At 61.0% G+C, this 21672-nt stretch carries 14 protein-coding genes and 1 pseudogene; 6 read left to right on the top strand and 9 right to left on the bottom strand.

The window, feature by feature from the left end; all coding sequences use genetic code 11:
- The first annotated feature begins 11 nt into the window (after positions 1 to 11).
- Both ACO6VD_RS04900 and ACO6VD_RS04895 read left to right on the top strand, forming a co-directional pair.
- Positions 12 to 1436, top strand: a complete 1425-nt coding sequence (locus ACO6VD_RS04900) for a gamma-aminobutyraldehyde dehydrogenase (RefSeq protein WP_422417413.1) — start codon at positions 12 to 14, stop codon at positions 1434 to 1436.
- A gap of 13 nt (positions 1437 to 1449) precedes the next feature.
- Positions 1450 to 3306, top strand: a pseudogene (locus ACO6VD_RS04895) (NAD(P)-binding protein); the annotation flags it as partial.
- A 113-nt stretch (positions 3307 to 3419) separates the two neighbouring features.
- On the opposite strand, the gene ACO6VD_RS04890 reads toward ACO6VD_RS04895, so the two are convergent.
- From ACO6VD_RS04890 to ACO6VD_RS04880, 3 genes are all read right to left on the bottom strand, one after another.
- Positions 3420 to 4526, bottom strand: coding sequence for an NADH:flavin oxidoreductase/NADH oxidase (locus ACO6VD_RS04890; protein WP_422417411.1), 1107 nt, complete (start codon positions 4524 to 4526; stop codon positions 3420 to 3422).
- A gap of 117 nt (positions 4527 to 4643) precedes the next feature.
- Positions 4644 to 6353, bottom strand: coding sequence for a single-stranded-DNA-specific exonuclease RecJ (recJ, locus tag ACO6VD_RS04885; RefSeq protein WP_422417408.1), 1710 nt, complete (start codon positions 6351 to 6353; stop codon positions 4644 to 4646).
- Between the two features lie 116 nt (positions 6354 to 6469).
- Positions 6470 to 7012, bottom strand: a complete 543-nt coding sequence (locus ACO6VD_RS04880) for a YaeQ family protein (protein ID WP_400170540.1) — start codon at positions 7010 to 7012, stop codon at positions 6470 to 6472.
- A 130-nt stretch (positions 7013 to 7142) separates the two neighbouring features.
- Here ACO6VD_RS04880 and ACO6VD_RS04875 point away from each other — a divergent pair, with 130 nt between their 5' ends.
- From ACO6VD_RS04875 to ACO6VD_RS04865, 3 genes are all read left to right on the top strand, one after another.
- A complete protein-coding gene (locus ACO6VD_RS04875) occupies positions 7143 to 8342 on the top strand; it encodes a CaiB/BaiF CoA transferase family protein (RefSeq protein ID WP_422417406.1) in 1200 nt (399 codons plus the stop codon).
- A 47-nt stretch (positions 8343 to 8389) separates the two neighbouring features.
- A complete protein-coding gene (locus ACO6VD_RS04870) occupies positions 8390 to 9277 on the top strand; it encodes a TIGR02285 family protein (protein WP_422417404.1) in 888 nt (295 codons plus the stop codon).
- Positions 9278 to 9472: 195 nt separating this feature from the next.
- A complete protein-coding gene (locus tag ACO6VD_RS04865; RefSeq protein WP_422417402.1) occupies positions 9473 to 10135 on the top strand; it encodes a response regulator in 663 nt (220 codons plus the stop codon).
- A 7-nt stretch (positions 10136 to 10142) separates the two neighbouring features.
- On the opposite strand, the gene ACO6VD_RS04860 is transcribed toward ACO6VD_RS04865, so the two are convergent.
- The 6 genes from ACO6VD_RS04860 to xerD form a co-directional block, all read right to left on the bottom strand.
- Positions 10143 to 11300 (bottom strand): EAL domain-containing response regulator, encoded by a 1158-nt coding sequence (locus ACO6VD_RS04860; RefSeq protein WP_422417400.1) that lies wholly within the window; start codon positions 11298 to 11300, stop codon positions 10143 to 10145.
- Positions 11301 to 11447: 147 nt separating this feature from the next.
- Entirely contained in the window at positions 11448 to 15050 is a 3603-nt protein-coding gene (locus ACO6VD_RS04855) for an ATP-binding protein (RefSeq protein ID WP_422417398.1), read from the bottom strand.
- 89 nt (positions 15051 to 15139) lie between these two features.
- On the bottom strand, positions 15140 to 16549 hold the full coding sequence (gene thrC / locus ACO6VD_RS04850) for a threonine synthase (RefSeq protein WP_422417396.1): 1410 nt from the start codon (positions 16547 to 16549) through the stop codon (positions 15140 to 15142).
- 27 nt (positions 16550 to 16576) lie between these two features.
- Complete coding sequence (locus tag ACO6VD_RS04845) at positions 16577 to 17881, bottom strand: homoserine dehydrogenase (protein ID WP_400170547.1); 1305 nt, start codon at positions 17879 to 17881, stop codon at positions 16577 to 16579.
- Between the two features lie 77 nt (positions 17882 to 17958).
- Positions 17959 to 18693: a bifunctional protein-disulfide isomerase/oxidoreductase DsbC gene (gene dsbC / locus ACO6VD_RS04840; RefSeq protein ID WP_422417394.1), complete on the bottom strand. Its 735-nt coding sequence runs from the start codon at positions 18691 to 18693 to the stop codon at positions 17959 to 17961.
- A gap of 145 nt (positions 18694 to 18838) precedes the next feature.
- The gene (gene xerD / locus ACO6VD_RS04835; RefSeq protein ID WP_422417392.1) at positions 18839 to 19735 is read right to left on the bottom strand and encodes a site-specific tyrosine recombinase XerD; all 897 of its coding nucleotides are present in this window, start codon (positions 19733 to 19735) and stop codon (positions 18839 to 18841) included.
- A 76-nt stretch (positions 19736 to 19811) separates the two neighbouring features.
- Here xerD and ACO6VD_RS04830 point away from each other — a divergent pair, with 76 nt between their 5' ends.
- On the top strand, positions 19812 to 21614 hold the full coding sequence (locus ACO6VD_RS04830) for a cation:proton antiporter (protein WP_422417389.1): 1803 nt from the start codon (positions 19812 to 19814) through the stop codon (positions 21612 to 21614).
- The last annotated feature ends 58 nt before the right edge of the window (positions 21615 to 21672 follow it).

The following is a 21672-nucleotide window of genomic DNA, read 5'->3' as shown; positions in this document are numbered from 1 at the left end:
GGACTTAAATCATGCAAACCCGACTGCTGATCAATGGCCAACTGATTGCTGGCGAAGGTGAGCCTCTGGCGGTACTCAACCCGGCCTTGGGCAGCGTGCTGGTGGAGATCAATGAAGCAAGCGAGGCGCAGGTCGATGCCGCCGTACGTGCCGCCGACCAGGCTTTCGAAAGCTGGTCGCAGACCACGCCCAAGGAGCGCTCGTTGCTGTTGCTGAAACTGGCAGACACCCTGGAAGCGCATGGCGAAGAATTGGCCCGGCTGGAATCGGACAACTGCGGCAAACCCTATGCCGCGGCTCTCAACGACGAGATTCCGGCGATTGCCGATGTGTTCCGCTTCTTCGCCGGCGCCAGCCGTTGCCTGGGTGGCTCGGCTGCAGGCGAATACTTGCCAGGGCATACCTCGATGATCCGCCGCGACCCGCTCGGCGTGGTCGCCTCGATCGCGCCGTGGAACTACCCGCTGATGATGGTCGCCTGGAAAATCGCCCCGGCCCTGGCCGCTGGCAATACCGTGGTGCTCAAGCCTTCGGAGCAGACGCCGCTCACGGCGTTGCGCCTGGCGCAGCTGGCCGCCGATATCTTTCCCGCTGGCGTGCTCAATATCCTCTTCGGCCGTGGCCCCAGTGTCGGTACGCCGCTGGTCACTCACCCAAAAGTGCGCATGGTGTCGCTGACCGGCTCGATTGCCACGGGCGCCAACATCATTGGCAGCACTGCGCAAAGCGTAAAGCGCATGCACATGGAGCTGGGCGGCAAGGCCCCGGTGATCATCTTCGACGACGCCGACATCGACGCCGCCGTCGAAGGCATACGCACCTTTGGCTTCTATAACGCTGGCCAGGATTGCACCGCCGCGTGCCGTATCTATGCCCAGAGCGGTATTTACGAACAATTCGTGGAAAAACTCGGCAAGGCCGTGGCCAGCATCAAACACGGACTGCAAAACAACCCACAAACCGAACTCGGGCCGCTGATCACCGCCCAGCACCGTGACCGCGTCGCGGCGCTTGTCGAGCGTGCCGTTGCCCAGCCACATATCCGCTTGGTCACCGGCGGCAAGGCCGTGCCTGGCGACGGCTTCTTTTTTGAGCCCACGGTACTGGCCGATGCCCAGCAAGATGACGAGATCGTCCGCCGCGAAGTGTTCGGCCCGGTGGTTTCAGTCACCCGCTTCGACGACGAAGCTCAAGCCCTGACCTGGGCCAATGACTCGGACTACGGCCTGGCCTCTTCGCTTTGGACCAGCGATGTCGGGCGTGCCCACCGCGTCTCGGCCCGTCTGCAATACGGTTGTACCTGGGTCAACACGCACTTTATGCTGGTCAGCGAAATGCCCCACGGCGGTCAGAAACTGTCTGGGTATGGCAAGGATATGTCCATGTACGGACTGGAGGACTACACCTGCATCCGGCATGTGATGTTCAAACACTAAGGTAAGGAAACCCATGGAAATTACCCGACGCGACTTCATCAATGGCGTCGCTATCGGCATTGCAGCAGGCCTGACGCCACTGCAACTGCTGCAGGCTGCCGAAAACGCACGCTATTACCCACCGGCATTGACCGGATTGCGTGGCAGCCACGTCGGTGCTTTTGAGGTCGCCCACCAGATGGGCTGGGAGAAGAAAAGCTTCGCCACCGATGCCCTGCCGGTCAGCGAGGAGTACGACCTGATAGTCGTCGGTGGCGGAATCAGCGGCCTCTCGGCGGCATTTTTCTACCGAGAGAAACACCCCGCAGCGAAAATCCTCATCCTCGAAAACCACGACGATTTCGGCGGTCATGCCAAGCGCAACGAGTTCAGTGCCGGTGGGCGGATGATTATCGGCTACGGCGGCAGCGAAGCCTTCCAGTCCCCCAACCACCTGTACAGCGCCGAAGTCAACGGGCTGCTGAAAAAGCTCGGGGTAGACATCAAGCGTTTCGAAACCGCCTTTGATCGCAGCTTCTATCCAGATCTGGGCTTGTCCCGCGGGGTGTTTTTCGACAAGGAAAATTTCGGCGAAGACAAACTGGTCACTGGCGACCCGACCCCGATGGTCGCCGACGATATCGCCCCCGAGCAGCTCAACGCCCGCTCGGTACGCGACTTCATCAACGATTTCCCCCTGCCTGAAAGCGACCGCAAGGCCTTGATCGACCTGCACGAGGCGCCCAAAGATTACCTTGCCGGCAAGTCACTGGAAGACAAGACCGCCTACCTGGAACGCACCAGCTACCAGGATTTTCTGCTCAAGGATGTCGGCCTTTCTACGACGGCGGTGAAGTACTTTCAGGGCCGTACCAACGACTTCATGGCCCTGAGCATCGATACTGTGGCCGCTGCTGACGCTTACTACGTCGGTTTCCCCGGTTTTGCCGCGATGAACCTGGAGCCGATCAGCGAGGAAGCCCAGGCAGAGATGGAAGAGCCCTACATCTACCATTTCCCCGACGGCAATGCGTCGCTGGCGCGTTTGCTGGTACGCAGCCTGATTCCGGCCGTCGCGCCAGGCAAGGACATGGAAGACATTGTTCTGGCCAACTTCGACTACAGCCAGCTCGACCGTGCCGGACAACCGGTACGCCTGCGCCTGAACAGTACGGCGGTCAGTGTGCGCAATCACGATGGCGCGGTGAATGTCGGCTACAGCCGCGGCGGTAAACTGGCCCAGGTACGCGGCAAGCATTGCGTCCTGGCCTGCTACAACATGATGATCCCGTACCTGCTGCGCGACCTGTCGGCCGAACAGGCTCACGCCCTGAGTCAGAACGTGAAGTTCCCGCTGGTGTACACCAAGGTCATCGTGCGCAACTGGCAGGCATTCCAGAAGCTTGGTGTGCATGAAATCTACGCTGCCACACAACCCTATAGCCGGATCAAACTGGACTACCCGGTGAGCATGGGTGGCTACGAACACCCACGCGACCCGGCGCAGCCCATTGGCCTGCACATGGTCTACGTACCGACCAGCCCTGACAGCGGCATGAACAGCCGCGACCAGGCGCGCGCCGGGCGTGGGCGGTTATACGGCACACCGTTTGAAGCCCTGGAAAGCCAGTTGCGCGAGCAATTGCAGCGCATGCTTGGCCCGGGTGGCTTCGACCACAGCCAGGACATCCTGGCGATCACCGTCAATCGCTGGCCACACGGCTATGCCTGCTTTACCAATACCCTCTACGACGATCCTGAACAGACCGAACAGTGGATGGAACTGGCACGTAAACCTGTGGGCAAGGTCAGTATTGCCAACTCGGATGCGGCCTGGAGTGCGTATGCCCATGCGGCGATTGATGAGGCATGGCGGGCCGTCGGCGAACTGAGCTGTTTCGGTTGTAGGAGCGGATTTATCCGCGATGGACTGCGCAGCAGTCCCATTTTTGGGGCCGCGTTGCGACCCATCGCGGATGAATCCGCTCCTACAGAGCAAGCGTATCAATCACGCAGATCCGATTCATGAATCGGCTGTTCACGACTGGTTGCGCGCTGGTACTGCGCCGGCCAGGTCGCCTTGTTGCCACCCAGGTCATCATCGGCATGCAACGGCCAGTACGGATCGCGCAGCAGTTCACGCGCGAGGAAGATGATATCGGCCTGCGCCGTGCGCAAGATGGTCTCCGCCTGCATCGGGTCGGTGATCATGCCGACAGTTCCCGTGGCAATCCCCGACTCCTCACGCACTTTGGCAGCAAACTGCGTCTGATACCCAGGCCCGGTGGGAATCTCGGCGTTCACCGACGTGCCACCAGAGGACACATCGATCAGGTCCACCCCCAGTTTGCGCAAACGCTTGGCCAACTCCACGGTTTCATCCGGGTTCCAGCCATCTTCGACCCAATCGGTGGCCGACAATCGCACGAACACCGGCAGCTCCTCAGGCCAGACCTCCCGCACCGCTTCCGTCACCTGCAAGGTCAGGCGAATGCGATTCTCGAAATTGCTGCCGTATTCATCACGCCGCTGGTTGCTCAACGGCGACAGAAACTGATGCAGCAGATAGCCATGCGCGGCATGCACTTCGACCACCTTGAAGCCTGCCGTCAAAGCACGCTGCGCGGCGTCGACAAAGGCCTGTATCACTTCATCGATCTGCGCTTTGCTCATCTCGACAGGCGCAGTGTGCTGCGGGTCGAAGGCAATTTTTGATGGCCCGATCGGTACCCAGCCGCCGTCTGCGGGTTTGACGCTACCCTGCTTGCCCAGCCAGGGCCGATAGGTACTGGCCTTGCGTCCGGCATGTGCCAGTTGGATGCCAGGCACGGCGCCCTGGGCTGTAATAAAGCGGGTAATACGTTGTAACGGCGGGATCTGCGCGTCGTCCCACAAGCCCAGATCCTGGGCGGTGATCCGTCCGTCGGCAGTGACCGCGGTCGCCTCGGTGAAAATCAGCCCGGCGCCGCCCACTGCGCGGCTGCCCAGGTGAACCAGGTGCCAGTCATTGGCCAGGCCGTCGACACTGGAATACTGGCACATCGGTGAAACGGCAATTCGGTTGGGCAGGGTCAAGTGGCGCAGGGTGTAGGGTGCAAGCAGCAGGCTCATGGGGCACCTCTCAAATCAAGTGGTAAGGCTCCAGATGGTTGACCGGCCGACCACAGAATCTTCCCCGCAGGTTCATCGACCAATCATTCTGAGCCTAGACCACTTTGACTCCAGGGTTCAGCGCGGCTCCATATGCGCGATCATCAACTGCACGCTTTCCTGGCCGCGGAACTCGTTGACGTCGAGCTTGTAGGCCAGCTCGACCCAGCGCACGGTCGGGTTGGGCCAGACTTCACGGTCGACGCTGAACGCGATGCCATCGAGCTTGACCGCGCCACACTCGCTTTTGAGCACGACTTTCAGATGCCGCTCGCCCACCACCCGTTGTTCGACCAACTGGAACACCCCGTGAAACAACGGCTCGGGGAAATGCTGCCCCCAAGGGCCGGCATGGCGCAGGGCTCGCGCCAGTTCCAGGTGAAACTCTTCAACAGCCAAGGTGCCATCAGAGAGCAGACGCCCGGTCAGATCCTCTTCGCGCAATTGCCGGCGCACTTCCTGGTCGAATGCCTGGGCAAAGGCCGGGAAGTTGTCGGCAGGCAACGACAGCCCGGCAGCCATGGCATGGCCGCCGAACTTGCTGATCAGCTGCGGGTTGCCTGCCGCCACGGCGTCCAGCGCATCACGGATATGGAAACCTGGCACCGAACGGGCCGAACCCTTGAGCATGCCTTCACCGGCATCGGCAAAGGCGATGGTAGGCCGGTGGTAGCGCTCCTTCAGACGCGAGGCGAGGATACCGATCACCCCCTGGTGCCAGTCCGGCTCGAACAGGCAAAGGCCAAACGGCATCGATTCCACGGGCAGGTCCTTGAGCTGCGCCAGCGCTTCACGCTGCATGCCCTGCTCGATGGACTTGCGATCCTGGTTCAGTTCATCCAGTTGCCCGGCCATTTCCCGCGCCAGGTTGGGGTCGTCGCTGAGCAGGCATTCGATGCCCAGGCTCATGTCGTCCAGGCGACCGGCGGCGTTCAGGCGGGGGCCGAGAATGAATCCCAGGTCGGTAGAGGTGATCCGCGTGTGATCACGCCGGGCAACCTCAAGGATGGCCTTGAGCCCGGGCCGTGCCCGCCCCGCTCTGATCCGCTCAAGCCCTTGATGGACCAGGATGCGGTTGTTGGCGTCCAGAGGCACGACGTCGGCAACGCTGCCCAAGGCGACCAGATCGAGCAGCTCACCGATATTCGGTTGTGGCGCATTGTCGTAATGCCCAAGGCTGCGCAAGCGTGCGCGCAAAGCCATCAGCACGTAGAAAATCACCCCGACTCCGGCCAGCGCCTTGCTCGGGAATTCGCAGCCCGGTTGGTTAGGGTTGACGATGGCATCCGCTACCGGCAACTCATGGCCTGGCAAGTGGTGATCGGTCACCAGCACCTTGAGCCCGGCAGCCTTGGCTGCGGCCACACCCTCGACGCTGGAAATACCGTTATCCACGGTGATCAACAGCTGAGGCTGGCGCTCCAGGGCAACCTGGACGATTTCCGGCGTCAGTCCGTAACCGTATTCGAAGCGATTGGGCACCAGGTAATCGACGTGCGCCGCCCCCAACAGGCGCAAGCCCAGCACACCCACGGTGCTGGCCGTCGCGCCATCGGCATCGAAGTCGCCAACGATCAGGATGCGCTGACGCTGGGCCAGCGCTTCGACCAACAGGTCCACCGCTGCATCGATGCCCTTGAGCTGCTGATAGGGCAGCAGGCGTGCCAGGCTTTTGTCCAGTTCCGTCGCACTTTGCACGCCACGGGCGGCGTACAGACGGGTCAACAGCGGCGGCAGGTCACCAAGGAAGGGCAAGGTTGCGGGCAAGGAACGCGGTTCGATACGCATGAGGCGGTCAGGTCTTCTCTAGGGGGAGTGGAGAACAGCGAATCGCGGGGCAAGCCCGCTCCCACAGGGGTATGCACGGTGGGAGCGGGCTTGCCCCGCGAAATCCAGATCAGTTGTCAGACACGCTCGCCGAGCAGCCACTGCAGCTGGACTTCATGCTGACCGCGGTCGTCGGTGACGAAGATCGTCCCTTCGCTGATCATGACGTCCCACTTGATCGCCCGTGGCATGTCCTGGGCCAAGGTTTCCAGCACCTCTTGTGGCACGGCAGCAATGTTCACGTTCTTCAGGTTCTTGACCGCCGGAACGACCTTGGTTTCCCACACGCGCAGGCTGCCATAGGCCAGCAGGCTGGTGCGCTCGGTACGGCGCGAGCACCAGGTCAGGCGGTCGGCATCAGGCTGACCCACTTCGATCCAGTGCAGCACACGGTCGTCCAGGCTTTTTTCCCACAAAGCCGGCTCATCGACGTCCGACAGGCCGCGACCAAATGCCAGTTGCTCGTTGTAGAACAGCGCATAAGCCAGCAAGCGTACCGCCATGCGTTCCTCAGTCTCCGAGGGATGACGGGCGATGGTCTGCTTGACGCTTTCGTACACACCACGATCGAGGTCGGTGAGGTTCAGTTCAAACTTATAGGTCGTGGAGGGCTGGGCCATGGCGGGTTTCTTGCGCAGAGAAAAAGTCGCCCAGTCTAACCGATCCGTGGATTCCTTGCCCCGCGACAGTATCTGAGCGCGCTCGCGTGTGATAAAAACGGGGGCTCTGACCCGCCGCCACGGACGCCACATGCCTACGCCCAGCAAACCGCTCGCCGGACTGAAAGTCATCGAACTCGGCACCTTGATCGCCGGCCCCTTTGCGTCGCGTATCTGCGCCGAATTCGGTGCTCAGGTCATCAAGGTCGAGTCGCCCGATGGCGGCGACCCCCTGCGCAAGTGGCGCAAGTTGTATGAGGGCACTTCGCTGTGGTGGTTCGTCCAGGCCCGTAACAAGCAGTCGCTGACGCTCAACCTCAAGCATGCCGAAGGGATCGAGATTCTCAAAAAGCTGCTCGCCGATGCCGATATCCTTATCGAGAACTTTCGTCCCGGCGTGCTGGAAAAGCTCGGTCTGGGCTGGGACACCCTCCACGCCCTGAACCCGAAGCTGGTCATGGTGCGTCTGCCTGGCTTCGGCCAGACCGGTCCGATGAAAGACCAGCCAGGTTTTGGCGCAGTCGGTGAGTCGATGGGCGGGCTGCGCTACATCACCGGCTTCGAAGACCGCCCACCGGTGCGTACCGGCATTTCCATCGGCGACTCCATTGCTGCGCTCTGGGGCGTGATCGGCGCCTTGATGGCCCTGCGTCATCGCGAGGTCAACGGCGGTGATGGCCAGGTGGTGGACGTCGCCTTGTACGAGGCCATCTTCGCCATGATGGAAAGTATGGTGCCGGAGTTCGACGTGTTCGGTTTTATCCGCGAACGCACGGGCAACATCATGCCAGGCATCACCCCCTCGTCGATTCACACCAGTGCCGATGGCAAGCATGTGCAGATCGGCGCCAATGGCGATGCCATCTTCAAGCGCTTCATGCAGGCCATAGGCCGCCCGGACCTTGCCGATGACCCGACGCTGGCTAGTAACGATGGCCGCGACCTGCGCCGTGACGAACTGTACGGCGTCATTGACCGCTGGGCGCGGACCCTGCCGCTGGATGAGGTCATGCAATTGCTCAACGACGCGCAGGTCCCGGCCAGCCGGATCTTCAGTGCCGAAGACATGTTCAGCGACCCGCAGTTTCTCGCCCGCGAAATGTTCCTGCAGGCCAAACTGCCCGACGGCAAGCCATTCAAGATGCCAGGGATTGTCCCCAAGTTGTCGGAAACCCCAGGCTCCAGCGAGTGGGTCGGCCCGGAACTGGGTGCCCACACCGAGCAGTTGCTGGGTGAGTTGGGCTACGACGCGCCGAGCATTGCCCGCCTGCGTGAACAGGGCGCGGTATGAAACAGCGCAGCTAATCCGGTGACCGGCCCGACGGTGGAGACTCGTACATGAGCGAACGCAGGCGACCGCGGTGCCGCATGCTGCTGGCATTGCTGCTCGGTACCCTGCTGGGTACCAGCCTACCCGGTGCTGCCTGGGCCAAGGAGCGATTGTTCTGGCTGCTGCGCGACCTGCCACCACTGACCATCTTCGAAGGCACGGGCAAAGGCCAGGGGGTCGTGGATCAACTGCTGCCCATGCTGATCGAAAAAATGCCGGAGTACGACCACAGCATCATTCGGGTCAACCGCGCACGTGGCAATCAGATGCTCCAGGAAGGCCGCTTCACCTGCGATCCCACACTGCTCTGGACACCTGAACGCGCCAAGTTCGTCCACTTTTCACAACCGAGCCTGGGTGTGCTCAGCAGTGGTCTGGTGGTGCGCCAACAGGATCAGCCGCTGCTCAAGCCTTACCTGAACAATCAAGAAGTCGACCTGCGCAGATTGCTTGAAAGTACGTCACTGAAACTGGGCGTGGTTGCCGAACGCAGCTATAGCCCGCCAGTCGACGCCTTGCTCAAGGTCCTGCCGGCCACGACCCTCAGTCGCCACTTTGGCAATGATGCCGTGACCAACCTGCTGCAGATGCAGCAACGCGAGCGCTTGCAGTTGTTGCTCGGCTATTGGCCGGAGGTCCGTTACCTGGTTCAGCAGCAAGGCTGGAAAATCGAGGATTACAGCTTCTATCCCATCGAGGGGGTGGCACGCTATCAGTTCATCCACGTCGGCTGCGCCGATACCCCACTGGGTCGTGAGGCCGTCGGCCATATCAATCAACTGCTCAAAACCTTGCGCCGCGATACCCTGCCCCACCTGTACGCGCAATGGCTGGATCCGGCGCTACGCGAGCATTACCTGGAGGACAGCCAGCAATTCTTCAGCGATCTGCCTTGAACAGGCAAAAAGAAACCCCGAACGTTGGGGAGACCGCTCGGGGTTAAACAAAAGTCCCGCAGGACTTCTCGCGACAGTTGAAGGGTATCGGAGCAAAATACCGATCAACTGCCCTTATTCATTCTGATTGCGCGCCAGGACAAAGGTTCACTTTCAGACGGTCTGAATCCCTACACTGGTCGAACGGAGCCCACGTTGAGCACCTCCCCCTTACCGCCATTGCGTGTCGTCCTGGCAGACGACCATCCAATTTTTCGTATCGGCTTACAGGCTGTGCTCGAACAGATACCCGGGGTGAAAGTCATCGCGCAAGCCGGCAGCCCGAAAGAACTGCTCAGCCACTTGCAGGCGCTGGAGTGCGATGTGCTGGTGACTGACTTCATGATGCCGGTCGAGCAGCAGAATGATGGCCTGAAACTACTCGAGCAGATTCGCCGGCAACTACCGAAATTGCCCATTCTGGTAGTGACCATGCTCAACAATGCCGGGCTGTTCAGGGCCATGCTCGGCCTCGGCGTAAACGGCCTGCTGAGCAAGGCCAGCCTGGCGGATGAACTGCCCCAGGCGATCAATTGCCTGTCACGGGGCAATGTCTACCTGGCAGCTTCAGTTCAACACCTGTTGCTTCAGGACGGTGCGGTCCGTGAGGACAAGATAGCTGTCAAGGATCCCCTGTCACCCAGGGAACTGGAGGTAACTCGCCTGCTCGCCGCTGGTCATACGGTAAGCCAGATCGCCACGCTGCTCAGCCGCAGCAAACAGACTGTCAGTACCCAGAAAGTCAGTGCCATGCGCAAACTGGGCGTCGCCAATGATGCCGCGCTGTATCTCTACTTGCAGGAACACGGGCTGTCCTGAGCCGGCCTCAGGCCATGGCCTGTTGTTTGAGGCTCGCGCCCGCTCGCAAGTCGATCCATTGCTGCAGCTCGGCCCCCGGCATTGGCCGGGCAATGAAATAGCCCTGCATCACCGGTTGCCCCAGATCTTTGAGCGCCAGCAGATCGTCAGCCGTCTCTACACCTTCGACCACCACATTAAGGCTCATGCGCCGCGCCATCATCAGCGCCCCCGCCACCACTGCAGCTTTACGGCCATCATGGGCCATGCCGCGGATAAATTCGCTAGGCAGTTTCAACTCACTGAACGGCAGCTCCAGCAAACGCTGCACGTTGGAAACCCCCATGCCAAAGTCGTCGATGGACAATTGGCAACCGAGAATCCGCAAGTGCAACAGCCCAGCGAGTTGCTGGCTGTCCAAGGTACCGCCAGCGGTTTCGACAATTTCCAGGGTCAACGCGCTGGCAGGAATAGCGTGACGCTCCAGGGCGGCCTTGACCTGGTCATGGAAGTCATGACGCGCCAGCAATTGCGGGTCAATATTCACTGCAACGGGCATTGCTTTGCCAGTGCGAGATTGGAACTGGGCGCTGAATACCAGGGCCTGCTCAAGGACATGCCAACTCAAGGTGTCGAACAAACCAGCGCGCTCGATGTGCGCAAAGAACTGCGCAGGTGACAAAACCCCCAGGGTGGGATGCTGCCAGCGTACCAGTGCTTCGACGCCCACCAACTTGCCATCGAAACAAACCTTGGGTTGATAGTGCACTACCCATTGCTCCTGGCTTTGCAACAGTTCTGCTGCCGTCAGGTTGTGCAACTCAGGATACTGCGGCGCCGCGACAGTCTGCTGCTCGGTGTGATCTTGCTCCAGGTAGCTGCGCAGCAACTGATGCAGGACGAGACTGGTGGCCGGTTTTTGCACGCAGCCCAGCACGTTCAGACCCAGTTGCCGCGCCAGATCACCCACGCTGTCGATCACACAGGGCTCGGCGCCGCTGAGAATGACCAAGGCCTTCGCCAACCCGCTTTCGGCCAGGTGGCGGATCAATGCCAGGCCGTCAGCGCCCTCCATCTGCAAGTCGCAGATGGCGATATCGACCCGCCCGCGTCGTGACAGGGTCTGACAGGCGACCTCAACGGAATCAGCCGTCAGTACATCAAACACCCCATTGGCGTTGAGCATTTGATGCAATGCCATGAGCTGAAAAGGGTGGTCCTCCAGAATCAAAACCTTGAGAGTGTGCATGCGTTTACCCCGCAGTTGCAGTCATGTGCGACAGCACAGACGCCACTCTAGGCAAATACGTCTGACCAACCTATCGGACAAGTCCTAAAGTTCGCCCGGAATTTCCTGTAGTTCTTTATCTATATCGACCTTGAGTTGAAGCATCACCCGGTCCAGCGCAACCCAGGCTGTCTGTAGCGCATTAGTCGCAGGATCGCGGCATGCCCGCGTCAACGCCGCACACGCCTGCGCCAACGGCAACGCATCAATCAGGCAGGCAACGCCTTCGAGCCGATGCAAGGACGCCCGCGCAGCTTCCAGGGCCTGGCCCGATATGGCTTCAGCGAGCAGCGACTGTTCTTCGCCAAGGTTCTTGTACAGCTCTTCGAGCATGCGCCGCATGACCCGGTCATTGGCCTGGGTCATCTGCTGCAATGTCTGCATGCGGAAGCTGTGCAGTGGCGCGTGTGCCTCGATCACTGCCGCCAAACGGTCAAGGGAAACCGGTTTGACCAGCAATTCGTCCATCCCCGCCGCCAGGCAACGCTCACGCTCCTCTTTCAGGGCATTGGCGGTACACCCAATGATCGCGGTGTCCGGTCGCAAGTGCAGGCGCTCCAGGCGACGGATGCCGCGGGCCAGGGCGTAGCCGCTCATCACCGGCATATTGCAGTCTGTCAGCACCAGATCGAAGCGTTCGGCCTGCCAGGCGTCCAACGCTGCCTGACCATTTTCCACCGCCAACACCTGATGACCGAGAAACTCCAGTTGCTGGCTGAGCACCAGGCGATTGGCGGACAGGTCATCGACTACCAGAATACGTCTCGCAGGGCCGCTCTGGCGCAGCGCAGTGACCGTCGCAGAGGCTGCCTGCGCCTGGGCAACGGGTTCCAAGGTGAGCTCAACGCGTACCTCGGTACCCTTGCCCGGCACGCTGTGCAGGCTGATAGTACCGCCCATGAGTTCCACCAGTTGCCGACAGATACTCAGGCCCAGGCCAGACCCGCCATACTCTGAGGCTGAACGCGCACTGGCCTGGGTAAACGGGGTGAACAATTCTGTCTGCTGCTGCGCACTGATGCCAATTCCGCTGTCCCGTACGCTCAACAGCAAGCCGACCGCCGATGGCGCCTGCTGCCCGGTACGGCTGACGTGGACGCTCACGTGGCCCAGGTGAGTGAACTTGAGCGCATTGCCCAGCAAGTTGACCAACACCTGGCGCAGGCGCAATGGGTCGAACCAGTACGCCCCTTGCGCGTCCTCTGCGACCTGCAACTGCAGGTCCAACCCTTGCGCCAGGGCCTGGTTGCGAAATTGACTGACAATACCTTCGACAAACGGCAGTAGCGCTGTGGCTTGTGGCGCCAGTTGCAGGCTACCCGCTTCGATTCGCGCCAGATCCAGGCTGTCACCGATCAAGGCAATCAGCTCACTGGCGGATCGATGTGCGGTCTCCAACCCGGATGACGGTGTCTGCCCCTTGGCCAGTGCAGTCTCCCGCTCAAGCTCCAGCAAACCGATGATCACCGCGATGGGCGTACGGATCTCGTGGCTCATGGTCGCCAGAAAGGCACTTTTGGCGTCATTGGCCTGTTCGGCTTGCTGACGTGCTTCCACCAGCTCGGCTTCCAGTTGCTTGCGCTCGGTGATGTCGATCCAGCCACCGAGCAACCCCTGCAATTGCCCGTCAGCTCGGTAAAACGGCACGGTCCATTGATAGGCATCGGTGCATTGGCCGTCGATCTCGATGCGACGGTCGACGAACAACGGTTTCGGGTCCTGGAGCAAACTCAGGTAGTCCGCGTGCAACTGAGCAGCCAACTCCGGCGGAATGATGCTGATGTCGGTCAAACGATGCCCTCTGGCATCCTCCAGACGCAACGAAAACGCCTGTTCGTAGCTTTTGTTACAGGTGATCAGCCGGCCTTGCAGATCTCGAACATAAATCGGGTTGGGAATACCGTCGAGCAACGCACGCTTGAATGCCAGCTGGTCGTTCAGGGCCTCCTCGGCCTTCTCCCGCTGGCTGATCTGGGCGCGCAGGCGACTGCTCCAGACCAGCGAAACCAGGCCAAACAGCACAGCCGCAGCCACAGCCCAATAGACCCATGGCGCAATCCGTTGCCAGGCTGGCGCCGGCGGGGACTGCGCGCCCAGCCACCTCATCCTCAGGGCACGAAACTCGGCGACCGGGAAAGCTTCCAGAGCCTTGTTCAGAATAGTCTCAAGCTCCGGTGCACTGCTTCGCACAGAGAACAGATCGGGCGCCCACATACCTTCGACGCTACGCCCCACCTTGAGTGTCGGATCATTGCTCAGTACACCGTAGGCACCCACTTCGCTGTCGATGGTTGCCACCGCCTCGCCACTGCGCACCATTTCTCGTGCCTGCTCAAGCGAGTCCACCAACAACAGGCGGATGCCAGGATGAGACTGGCGAATGCTGCTTTCCAGTACATGCTGGGCAGGTAGTGTCAGTGTCTTCCCGTTCAACTCCTCCAGTGACGCCAGCCCCAACTGTGGCTGGCGAACAATGAATACCCAGTTCTGCCCGCCAAAGGAATGGGTGAAGTTGAGGAACTCCCGTCGCTCCGGCGAATCGCTCAGGGTAGTGCTCATGTCCGCCTGGCCAGTTTTGAGCAGCTCCAGGCTGTGGACAATAGAGGTGGCCGGTGTATAGACAAACTGCAGGCCGGTCAGCTGCGCAACCGTGGCCAGGACATCACTGTTAAGGCCTACCCAGTCACCTTGGCGATTACGAAACAAGTACGGCGGGTACTGGCTGCCGACTACGGTCACGGTCGGATTGCGGGCAATCCATTCACGCTCCTGAGCGCTCAGCGCCACCCGGTGATGGGACACATCCGAACCAAGCCCGGACGTCCAGCGCCTGAGAATTTCACTGCGTACCGAATCATCAAGGCTGGCCAATGCCCGGTCGAACAGTGCTTGCAATGGCCGATCCCGGGCACGCATGGCAAAGGCGAAACCTATAGGCGGCAGAGCGCTGGGACCGACAACCTGCAGCCCCAGATAAGGACGCAGGGTGTTGTAGGCACGGATGATGATTTCATTGCCGACGAACGCATCCACCTCGCCCTGATTCACCGCCTCCAGCGCACTGCTAAGGTTAGGCGCCAGAATCACCGAGCTTTGCGGATAGACCCGCTGCATCACCTGAATATCGGCATAGCCGTCGAGCAGTACAATCTTCTTCCCGGCCAGAGACTCATGGGGAACCGCTGCGCCACCGCGCACCACCACCATGGAGCGGTCCGGAATGTAGTCTTCGGTAAACACCAGGTCTGGCACGCTGCGCTCAAATCCGTTGGCACTGGTAAGCACATCGATCTTGCCCTGATGCAGCGCCTCGATGGCTTCCTCGCGTTTGGCGAAGGCCTGTACCTGCGTGCGCACACCCAGGCGGCGCGCGACCAGACTCAGGTAGTCGGCACTGATGCCCAGGTAGCGGTTTCGGTCGATGGTGATATCCACCGGCTCATAATCGGCAAAGGAAATACCCACCCGTATCACCCGTGAAGGGCCGAGCCACTGCTGTTCCGCCTGGCTCAACGGCATTGGCTCAAGGTCGATGAACGGTGGTACCAGGGTAAAGGGCAGTTGCGCAGCCAGCGCCCAGGTCCCTGTGCAGATCCACAGCAGACAGGACAGCACGAATGCTGCTGATCGTCGGTGTCCTTTGCTCATTGATGCTCCATCGATGTGCCCTGACGCTGGCCAGGGCAGAAACAGAAAAGCCCGTCAGAGACGGGCTTTTCTGTCAGCCTATCGTACGATCAAAGCGGCTTGCCGCGATTGCCATGCTGACCAACGAAAGCCTGTACCGCCTTCAGATCATTGGCCAGAACCGTGCAACGCTCTTCGCGCTCGAACAGATCGCTCAGGTGCGCAGGCAACTCAAGGGCTTTGCCGACGCCAGCCTTCTCCACTGCTTCGGGGAACTTGACCGGGTGTGCAGTACCCAGCACCACCATTGGCGTGTCCAGGCTACGGCGGCATTCGCGCGCGGCCTTGACCCCGATGGCGGTGTGCGGATCGAGCACTTCGCCGGTCTGGGCAAAGACTTCGGCAATGGTTTCGCAGGTTTGCGCGTCATCGACGGCCAGCGAATCAAACAGCTTGCGCGCTTCGGTCCAGCGATCCTGCTCGACGCTGAAACCACCACCCTGCTTGAAGTTTTCCATCAACCCGGCAATGGCAGCACCGTTGCGACCGTGCAGGTCGAACAGCAAACGCTCGAAGTTGGACGAAACCATGATGTCCATCGACGGCGACAGGGTCGCGTGCAGGGTTTCCTTGACGTACTGGTTGCCGCTCATGAAGCGGTGCAGGATGTCATTGCGGTTGGTGGCGACGATCAGCTGGCTGATCGGCAGGCCCATGTTGCGTGCCAGGTAACCGGCGAAGATATCGCCGAAGTTACCGGTCGGTACCGAGAATGCCACCGAACGCGCCGGGCCACCCAACTGCAGGGCGGCGTGGAAGTAGTAGACGATCTGGGCCATGATCCGCGCCCAGTTGATCGAGTTGACTGCCACCAGACGAGTGCCTTTGAGGAAGCTCTGATCAGCGAAGCTGGCCTTGACCATTTCCTGGCAGTCGTCGAAGTTGCCTTCGATGGCGATGTTGTGGATGTTGTCGCCGAAGATGGTCGTCATCTGCCGGCGCTGAACTTCCGATACACGCTGGTGCGGGTGCAGGATGAAGATATCGACGTTGTCGCAACGACGGCAGCCTTCGATGGCCGCAGAGCCGGTGTCACCACTGGTAGCGCCGATGATCACGACGCGCTCGTTACGCTTGGCCAGTACGTGGTCAAGCAGACGCCCCAGCAGTTGCAGGGCAAAGTCCTTGAACGCCAGGGTCGGGCCGTGGAACAGCTCCAGCACCCATTCATTGCTGCCCAGCTGACGCAGCGGTGCGACGGCGGCGTGAGCGAACTCGCCGTAGGTTTCTTCGAGAATCTTTTTGAAGTCGGCATCGGCAATGCTGCCGGTGACGAACGGGCGCATCACCCGGAAAGCCAGCTCGTGGTACGGAAGACCGGCCCAGGAGGCAATTTCTTCCTGGGTGAAACGTGGCAGGTTTTCCGGTACGTACAGACCGCCATCGCTGGCCAGGCCAGCCAGCAGGACGTCTTCAAAATTCAGGGCCGGTGCCTGCCCGCGGGTACTGATATAACGCATGACCTAATCCTCTAACGCAAAGACTGCTCAGTTCAGTTGTTCGACGCGGATACGCACGACGTTGCCAACCACATCCTGCAAAGCTTCCAGGGCGGTAATGGCATCATTCATGCGTTGTTCGAGCACACTGTGGGTGAGCAGGATCATTGGCACCAGGCCGTCTTGTTCCTCGACTTCCTTCTGCATGATCGATTCGATGTTGATACCGCGCTCCGACAGGATGCTGGCAACCTGGGCCAGTACACCCGGGTGATCCTTCGCCTGGATACGCAGGTAGTAGGCAGATTCGCAGGCTTCGATCGGCAGGATCGGGTGCGCCGACAGCGAGTCTGGCTGGAAGGCCAGGTGCGGCACACGGTTTTCCGGATCGGAAGTCATGGCACGAACCACATCAACCAGGTCGGCAACGACCGAGGATGCGGTCGGTTCCATACCGGCGCCAGCGCCGTAGAACAGGGTGGAGCCCGCGGCATCGCCGTTGACCATGACCGCGTTCATCACACCGTTGACGTTGGCGATCAGGCGATCGGCCGGAATCAACGTCGGGTGTACGCGCAGCTCGATACCATTGGCGGTGCTGCGGGCCACGCCCAAGTGCTTGATGCGGTAGCCGAGGGCTTCGGCATAGTTCACGTCAGCGGTGGTCAGCTGCGTGATGCCTTCGGTGTAAGCCTTGTCGAACTGCAGCGGGATACCAAAGGCAATGGAGGCCAGGATGGTCAGCTTGTGCGCAGCATCGATACCTTCGACGTCGAAGGTCGGATCGGCTTCGGCATACCCCAGGGCCTGGGCTTCGGCCAGCACGTCAGGGAAGGCACGGCCTTTCTCGCGCATTTCGGTGAGGATGAAGTTGCCGGTGCCGTTGATGATCCCGGCCACCCAGTTGATGCGGTTGGCCGACAACCCTTCACGGATGGCCTTGATCACCGGAATGCCGCCTGCCACTGCTGCTTCGAAGGCAACGATAACGCCCTTCTCGCGCGCCTTGGCGAAAATCTCGTTGCCGTGCACGGCGATCAGCGCCTTGTTGGCGGTCACCACGTGCTTGCCATTCTCGATAGCCTTGAGCACCAGCTCGCGGGCCAGGGTGTAGCCGCCGATCAGCTCAATGACAATGTCGATTTCCGGGTTCGTTGCGACCTCGAATACATCAGCGGTAATGGGGGTACCGGTAATCTGGCAATTCGGGTTTGGCGAACGCATGGCAATCTGCGCCACTTCGATACCACGCCCGGCACGGCGGGCGATTTCCTCGGCGTTACGCTGAAGTACATTGAAGGTACCGCCACCGACGGTCCCCAACCCACAGATGCCTACTTTGACCGGTTTCACTGTGAACTCCCCATTGAACGACGCGAAGCCGTTCGTGATATCAGCCGTCTCCCCATGGTGACGGCTCGCTTGTTGAATTATTTACCGCCGGCCAACGCCAGCTTGGCCACCTGCGGTGCCGGTTGATAACCCGGAATTACCTGACCGTCTTCAAGAACGATGGCCGGGGTACCGTTGACACCAATCGACTGGCCCAGCTGGAATTGCTTGCTGACCGGGTTGGCGCATTTGGCAGCCTTGATTTCTTTGCCGTCGATCATCTTGTCCAGCGCGGCCTTGCGGTCGCTGGAACACCAGACAGCTTGCAGTTGTTCATCGCCCGGGGAGCCGAGGCCCTGGCGCGGGAAGGCTACGTAGCGCACTTCGATACCGCGACGGTTGAGCTCAGGAACTTCGGCGTGCAGCTTGTGGCAGTACGGGCAGGTTGTGTCGGTAAACACAGTGATGTGCGATTTGGTTTCGCCCTTGGCAGGATAAACCACCATCTCTGCGGCTGGAATAGCATTGATGCTCTTGGCGATGGCCTGACGCTCGGTTTTTTCCGTCAGGTTGACCGGCTTGCCGTCCTGGATCTGGAACAGATAGCCCTGCACCACGAACTGGCCGTCGGCGCTGGCGTAAAGTACACGGCCGCCTTCAAGCTTGACTTCATACAGACCGTTCAACGGGCTTGAGGCAACGCTTTCGACCGGCACACCGATTTCCAGGGATTGCAGGGTCTTGCGGATCGCCTGCTCGGCGTTGTCAGTGGCAGCGGCAAAAGTGCTGACCAGCGCCAGGGCGGCGGTGGCGATAATCTGGGTCACGCGCATGGGAACTCCTGAAGGCGGGCAAAGGGCCAGTCGAGCAACACCTGCCTTGAAATGACGGCGGTCGGACGGCCCTTGGTGCAAACCGCCCAAGCCTACCACATCACGCCCGCACAGACCGCCCCCTGGCGATACACGCGCGCTGCGATCAACCACGTGGGTGATGGCGAGCGTGCAGCTCCTGCAAGCGTGCGCGGGCGACATGGGTGTAGATCTGGGTGGTCGACAGGTCGCTGTGGCCCAGCAGCATCTGCACCACGCGCAAATCGGCGCCGTGGTTGAGCAAGTGCGTGGCGAAGGCGTGGCGCAAGGTGTGCGGCGACAGGCTCTTGCTGATGCCCGCAACCTGGGCCTGATGCTTGATGCGATGCCAGAAGGTCTGCCGCGTCATCTGCTCGCCGCGCAGGCTGGGGAACAGCACATCGCTCGGCCGTCCGCCGAGCAGCTCGTTGCGACCGTCACGCACGTAGCGCTCGATCCACACCACGGCCTCTTCGCCCATGGGCACCAGGCGTTCCTTGCTGCCTTTACCCATCACGCGCAATACGCCCTGGCGCAGATTGACCTGGTCCAGGGTCAGGCTGACCAGCTCGGTGACGCGTAAACCGCAGGCATAGAGGACTTCCAGCATGGCCCGATCGCGCTGACCAATTGGCTCGCTGAGGTCCGGCGCCCGCAACAACGCCTCCACATCTTCTTCGGACAGCGACTTGGGTAGCGGCCGCCCCAACTGCGGCATCTCGACTTGCAGGGTGGGATCGACCCCAATCAGCTTTTCCCGCAGCAGATAACGATAGAAGCCACGCACACCGGAGAGAAAGCGTGCAGTCGATCGCGGTTTGTAGCCCTGATCCAGGCGCCAGGCCAGGTGATCGAGAATCAGCTCGCGCCCGGCATCGGGCAAGGCCACGCCATGCTCCTGCAGCCAGCCATTGAACAGTGCCAGATCGCTGCGGTAGGACTCACGGGTATTGTCGGCCAGGCCTTTTTCCAGCCACAAGGCATCGAGGAACTGGTCAATCAGGGGATGCTCTAGTGCAGGCATGACAACTCAACGGCAAAAGACAAAAACAAGGAATTGCCGCTAGTCTTCCACAACACGGTCGGCATAGGGAAATGGCATGAGCGAACAACAGATATTGCTGACCTTCGGTGGCATTGGTGGCGCCGCCCTCGCCTGCCAGTGGCTGGCCTGGCGCCTGAAGCTGCCGGCCATCCTCTTTCTGCTGCTCAGCGGCATTGTCGCCGGGCCGATTCTCGGCTGGCTTGATCCACAAGAGATGTTCGGCCCGCTGCTGATGCCCCTGGTGTCGCTGGCGGTGGCACTGATTCTGTTCGAAGGCAGCCTGACCCTGCACCTGTCGCAATGGCGCGAGATCGGTACCGTTGTCCGGCGCATGGTCACCCTTGGCGCGTTGTCTACCTGGCTGATCATCACCCTGGCCACCCACTGGTTGCTCGGCTTTGACTGGATGCTGGCGACCTTGTTCGGCACCTTGACCCTGGTCACCGGCCCTACCGTCATCGTGCCGATGTTGCGCGTGGTACGACCGAAATCGACCATCGCCAACATCCTGCGTTGGGAAGGCATCGTCATCGATCCGATCGGCGCGCTGTTGGCGGTGGTGGTGTACAGCTTCATTATCGCCAGCGCCGCAGGCGACGGCCTGAGCCACAGCCTGATGACCTTTGCCGGTGTGATCCTCTGCGGCAGCGCCTTTGGCGTCGCCGGGGGCTGGATCCTCGGCCAGGTCATGCGCGAACAGTGGCTACCCGAATACCTGCACAACCTGGCATCCCTGGCCGCCGTGCTGGGCATCTTCATTGCGTCCAACCAGGTCATGCACGAATCCGGCTTGCTGGCGGTGACCATCATGGGCATGTGGCTGGCCAACATGAAAGGCGTGGATGTCCGGCAGATCCTGCACTTCAAGGAGAACCTGAGCGTCCTGCTGATTTCCGGGCTGTTCATTCTCCTCGCCGCTCGCCTGGACCTGAATGCGCTGATCGGTCTTGGACCGGCAGTGCTGGCGCTGCTGTTGATCATTCAGCTGCTCGCACGGCCGCTGAATGTCGCACTGTCGACCTGGGGCTCGCAATTGAACTGGCGCGAACGCGCCTTGCTGAGCTGGATTGCCCCGCGCGGGATTGTCGCAGCAGCGGTTTCGGCGATCTTCGCCATTCGCCTGCATGAGGCTGGCCATGAAGGCGCCTTGCTTCTGGTACCGCTGACCTTTGCCGTGATCATCGGCACGGTGGTGCTGCAAAGTGCCACGGCGCGTCCACTCGCGCGTATGTTGAAGGTCGCCGAGCCGGCCCCCAGTGGTTTTCTGATTGTCGGTGCCAACCCGCCAGCCCGGACCATCGCCAAGGCCTTGCAGCAACTGGACTGCCGGGTGCTGCTGACCGATTCGAGCTGGGAAAACATCCGTGCGGCGCGCATGGAGGGACTACCCACCTACTTTGGCAACCCGGCTTCCCAGCATGCCGACGCCCACCTGGACCTGGTCGGCCTCGGCCACCTGCTCGGGCTTTCGCCGTCCGGTGAGCTGAACACCCTGGCCTGCGCGCGCTTTCGTCATGACTTCGGCCACGCGCGGCTGTTCGTCCTCGCCAGTGGCCTGGAGGCACGACGCAGCGACAAACACCGCGCCAGCGAAGAACATCGCGGACACGTCCTGGGCACCCAAGCCCTGACCTACGTGCAACTGGCCAACCAGTTACATCAGGGCGCCGAGCTGTACAGCACCCACCTGACCGACACCTTTGGCTGGGAGGACTATCAGGCACTGCATGGCGAACGCGCGACCCTGCTGTTTGCCCGAGACGGCAGTGGCTGGGTGCATGTGTTCGGTCCAGACAGCGTGCTCAAGCCGGGGGCTGGGTGGACGGTGGTGGCGCTGATTCAGCCGGAGCAAAGCTGATCGCGGGGGGGGGGAACTACCCCCCCGAGAGGAGAGTTGTCCCGCCAAAGACCCGGAA

Origin of the sequence: Pseudomonas sp. GZD-222 (genome assembly GCF_049310525.1) — a bacterium.
GTDB lineage: Bacteria > Pseudomonadota > Gammaproteobacteria > Pseudomonadales > Pseudomonadaceae > Aquipseudomonas.
Note: the sequence above shows the minus strand (reverse complement) of the source record. Positions and strands in the feature narration are given on the sequence as shown.

What these genes read in the sequence shown, in the direction of transcription:
- ACO6VD_RS04880 (WP_400170540.1), bottom strand. Translation starts at nt 7,012, where the DNA reads ATGGCCCAGCCCTCCACGACCTATAAGTTTGAACTGAACCTCACCGAC.
- ACO6VD_RS04875 (WP_422417406.1), top strand. Translation starts at nt 7,143, where the DNA reads ATGCCTACGCCCAGCAAACCGCTCGCCGGACTGAAAGTCATCGAACTC.
- recJ (WP_422417408.1), bottom strand. Translation starts at nt 6,353, where the DNA reads ATGCGTATCGAACCGCGTTCCTTGCCCGCAACCTTGCCCTTCCTTGGT.
- dsbC (WP_422417394.1), bottom strand. Translation starts at nt 18,693, where the DNA reads ATGCGCGTGACCCAGATTATCGCCACCGCCGCCCTGGCGCTGGTCAGC.
- ACO6VD_RS04860 (WP_422417400.1), bottom strand. Translation starts at nt 11,300, where the DNA reads ATGCTCAACGCCAATGGGGTGTTTGATGTACTGACGGCTGATTCCGTT.
- ACO6VD_RS04830 (WP_422417389.1), top strand. Translation starts at nt 19,812, where the DNA reads ATGAGCGAACAACAGATATTGCTGACCTTCGGTGGCATTGGTGGCGCC.
- ACO6VD_RS04855 (WP_422417398.1), bottom strand. Translation starts at nt 15,050, where the DNA reads ATGAGCAAAGGACACCGACGATCAGCAGCATTCGTGCTGTCCTGTCTG.
- thrC (WP_422417396.1), bottom strand. Translation starts at nt 16,549, where the DNA reads ATGCGTTATATCAGTACCCGCGGGCAGGCACCGGCCCTGAATTTTGAA.
- xerD (WP_422417392.1), bottom strand. Translation starts at nt 19,735, where the DNA reads ATGCCTGCACTAGAGCATCCCCTGATTGACCAGTTCCTCGATGCCTTG.
- ACO6VD_RS04890 (WP_422417411.1), bottom strand. Translation starts at nt 4,526, where the DNA reads ATGAGCCTGCTGCTTGCACCCTACACCCTGCGCCACTTGACCCTGCCC.
- ACO6VD_RS04870 (WP_422417404.1), top strand. Translation starts at nt 8,390, where the DNA reads ATGAGCGAACGCAGGCGACCGCGGTGCCGCATGCTGCTGGCATTGCTG.
- ACO6VD_RS04900 (WP_422417413.1), top strand. Translation starts at nt 12, where the DNA reads ATGCAAACCCGACTGCTGATCAATGGCCAACTGATTGCTGGCGAAGGT.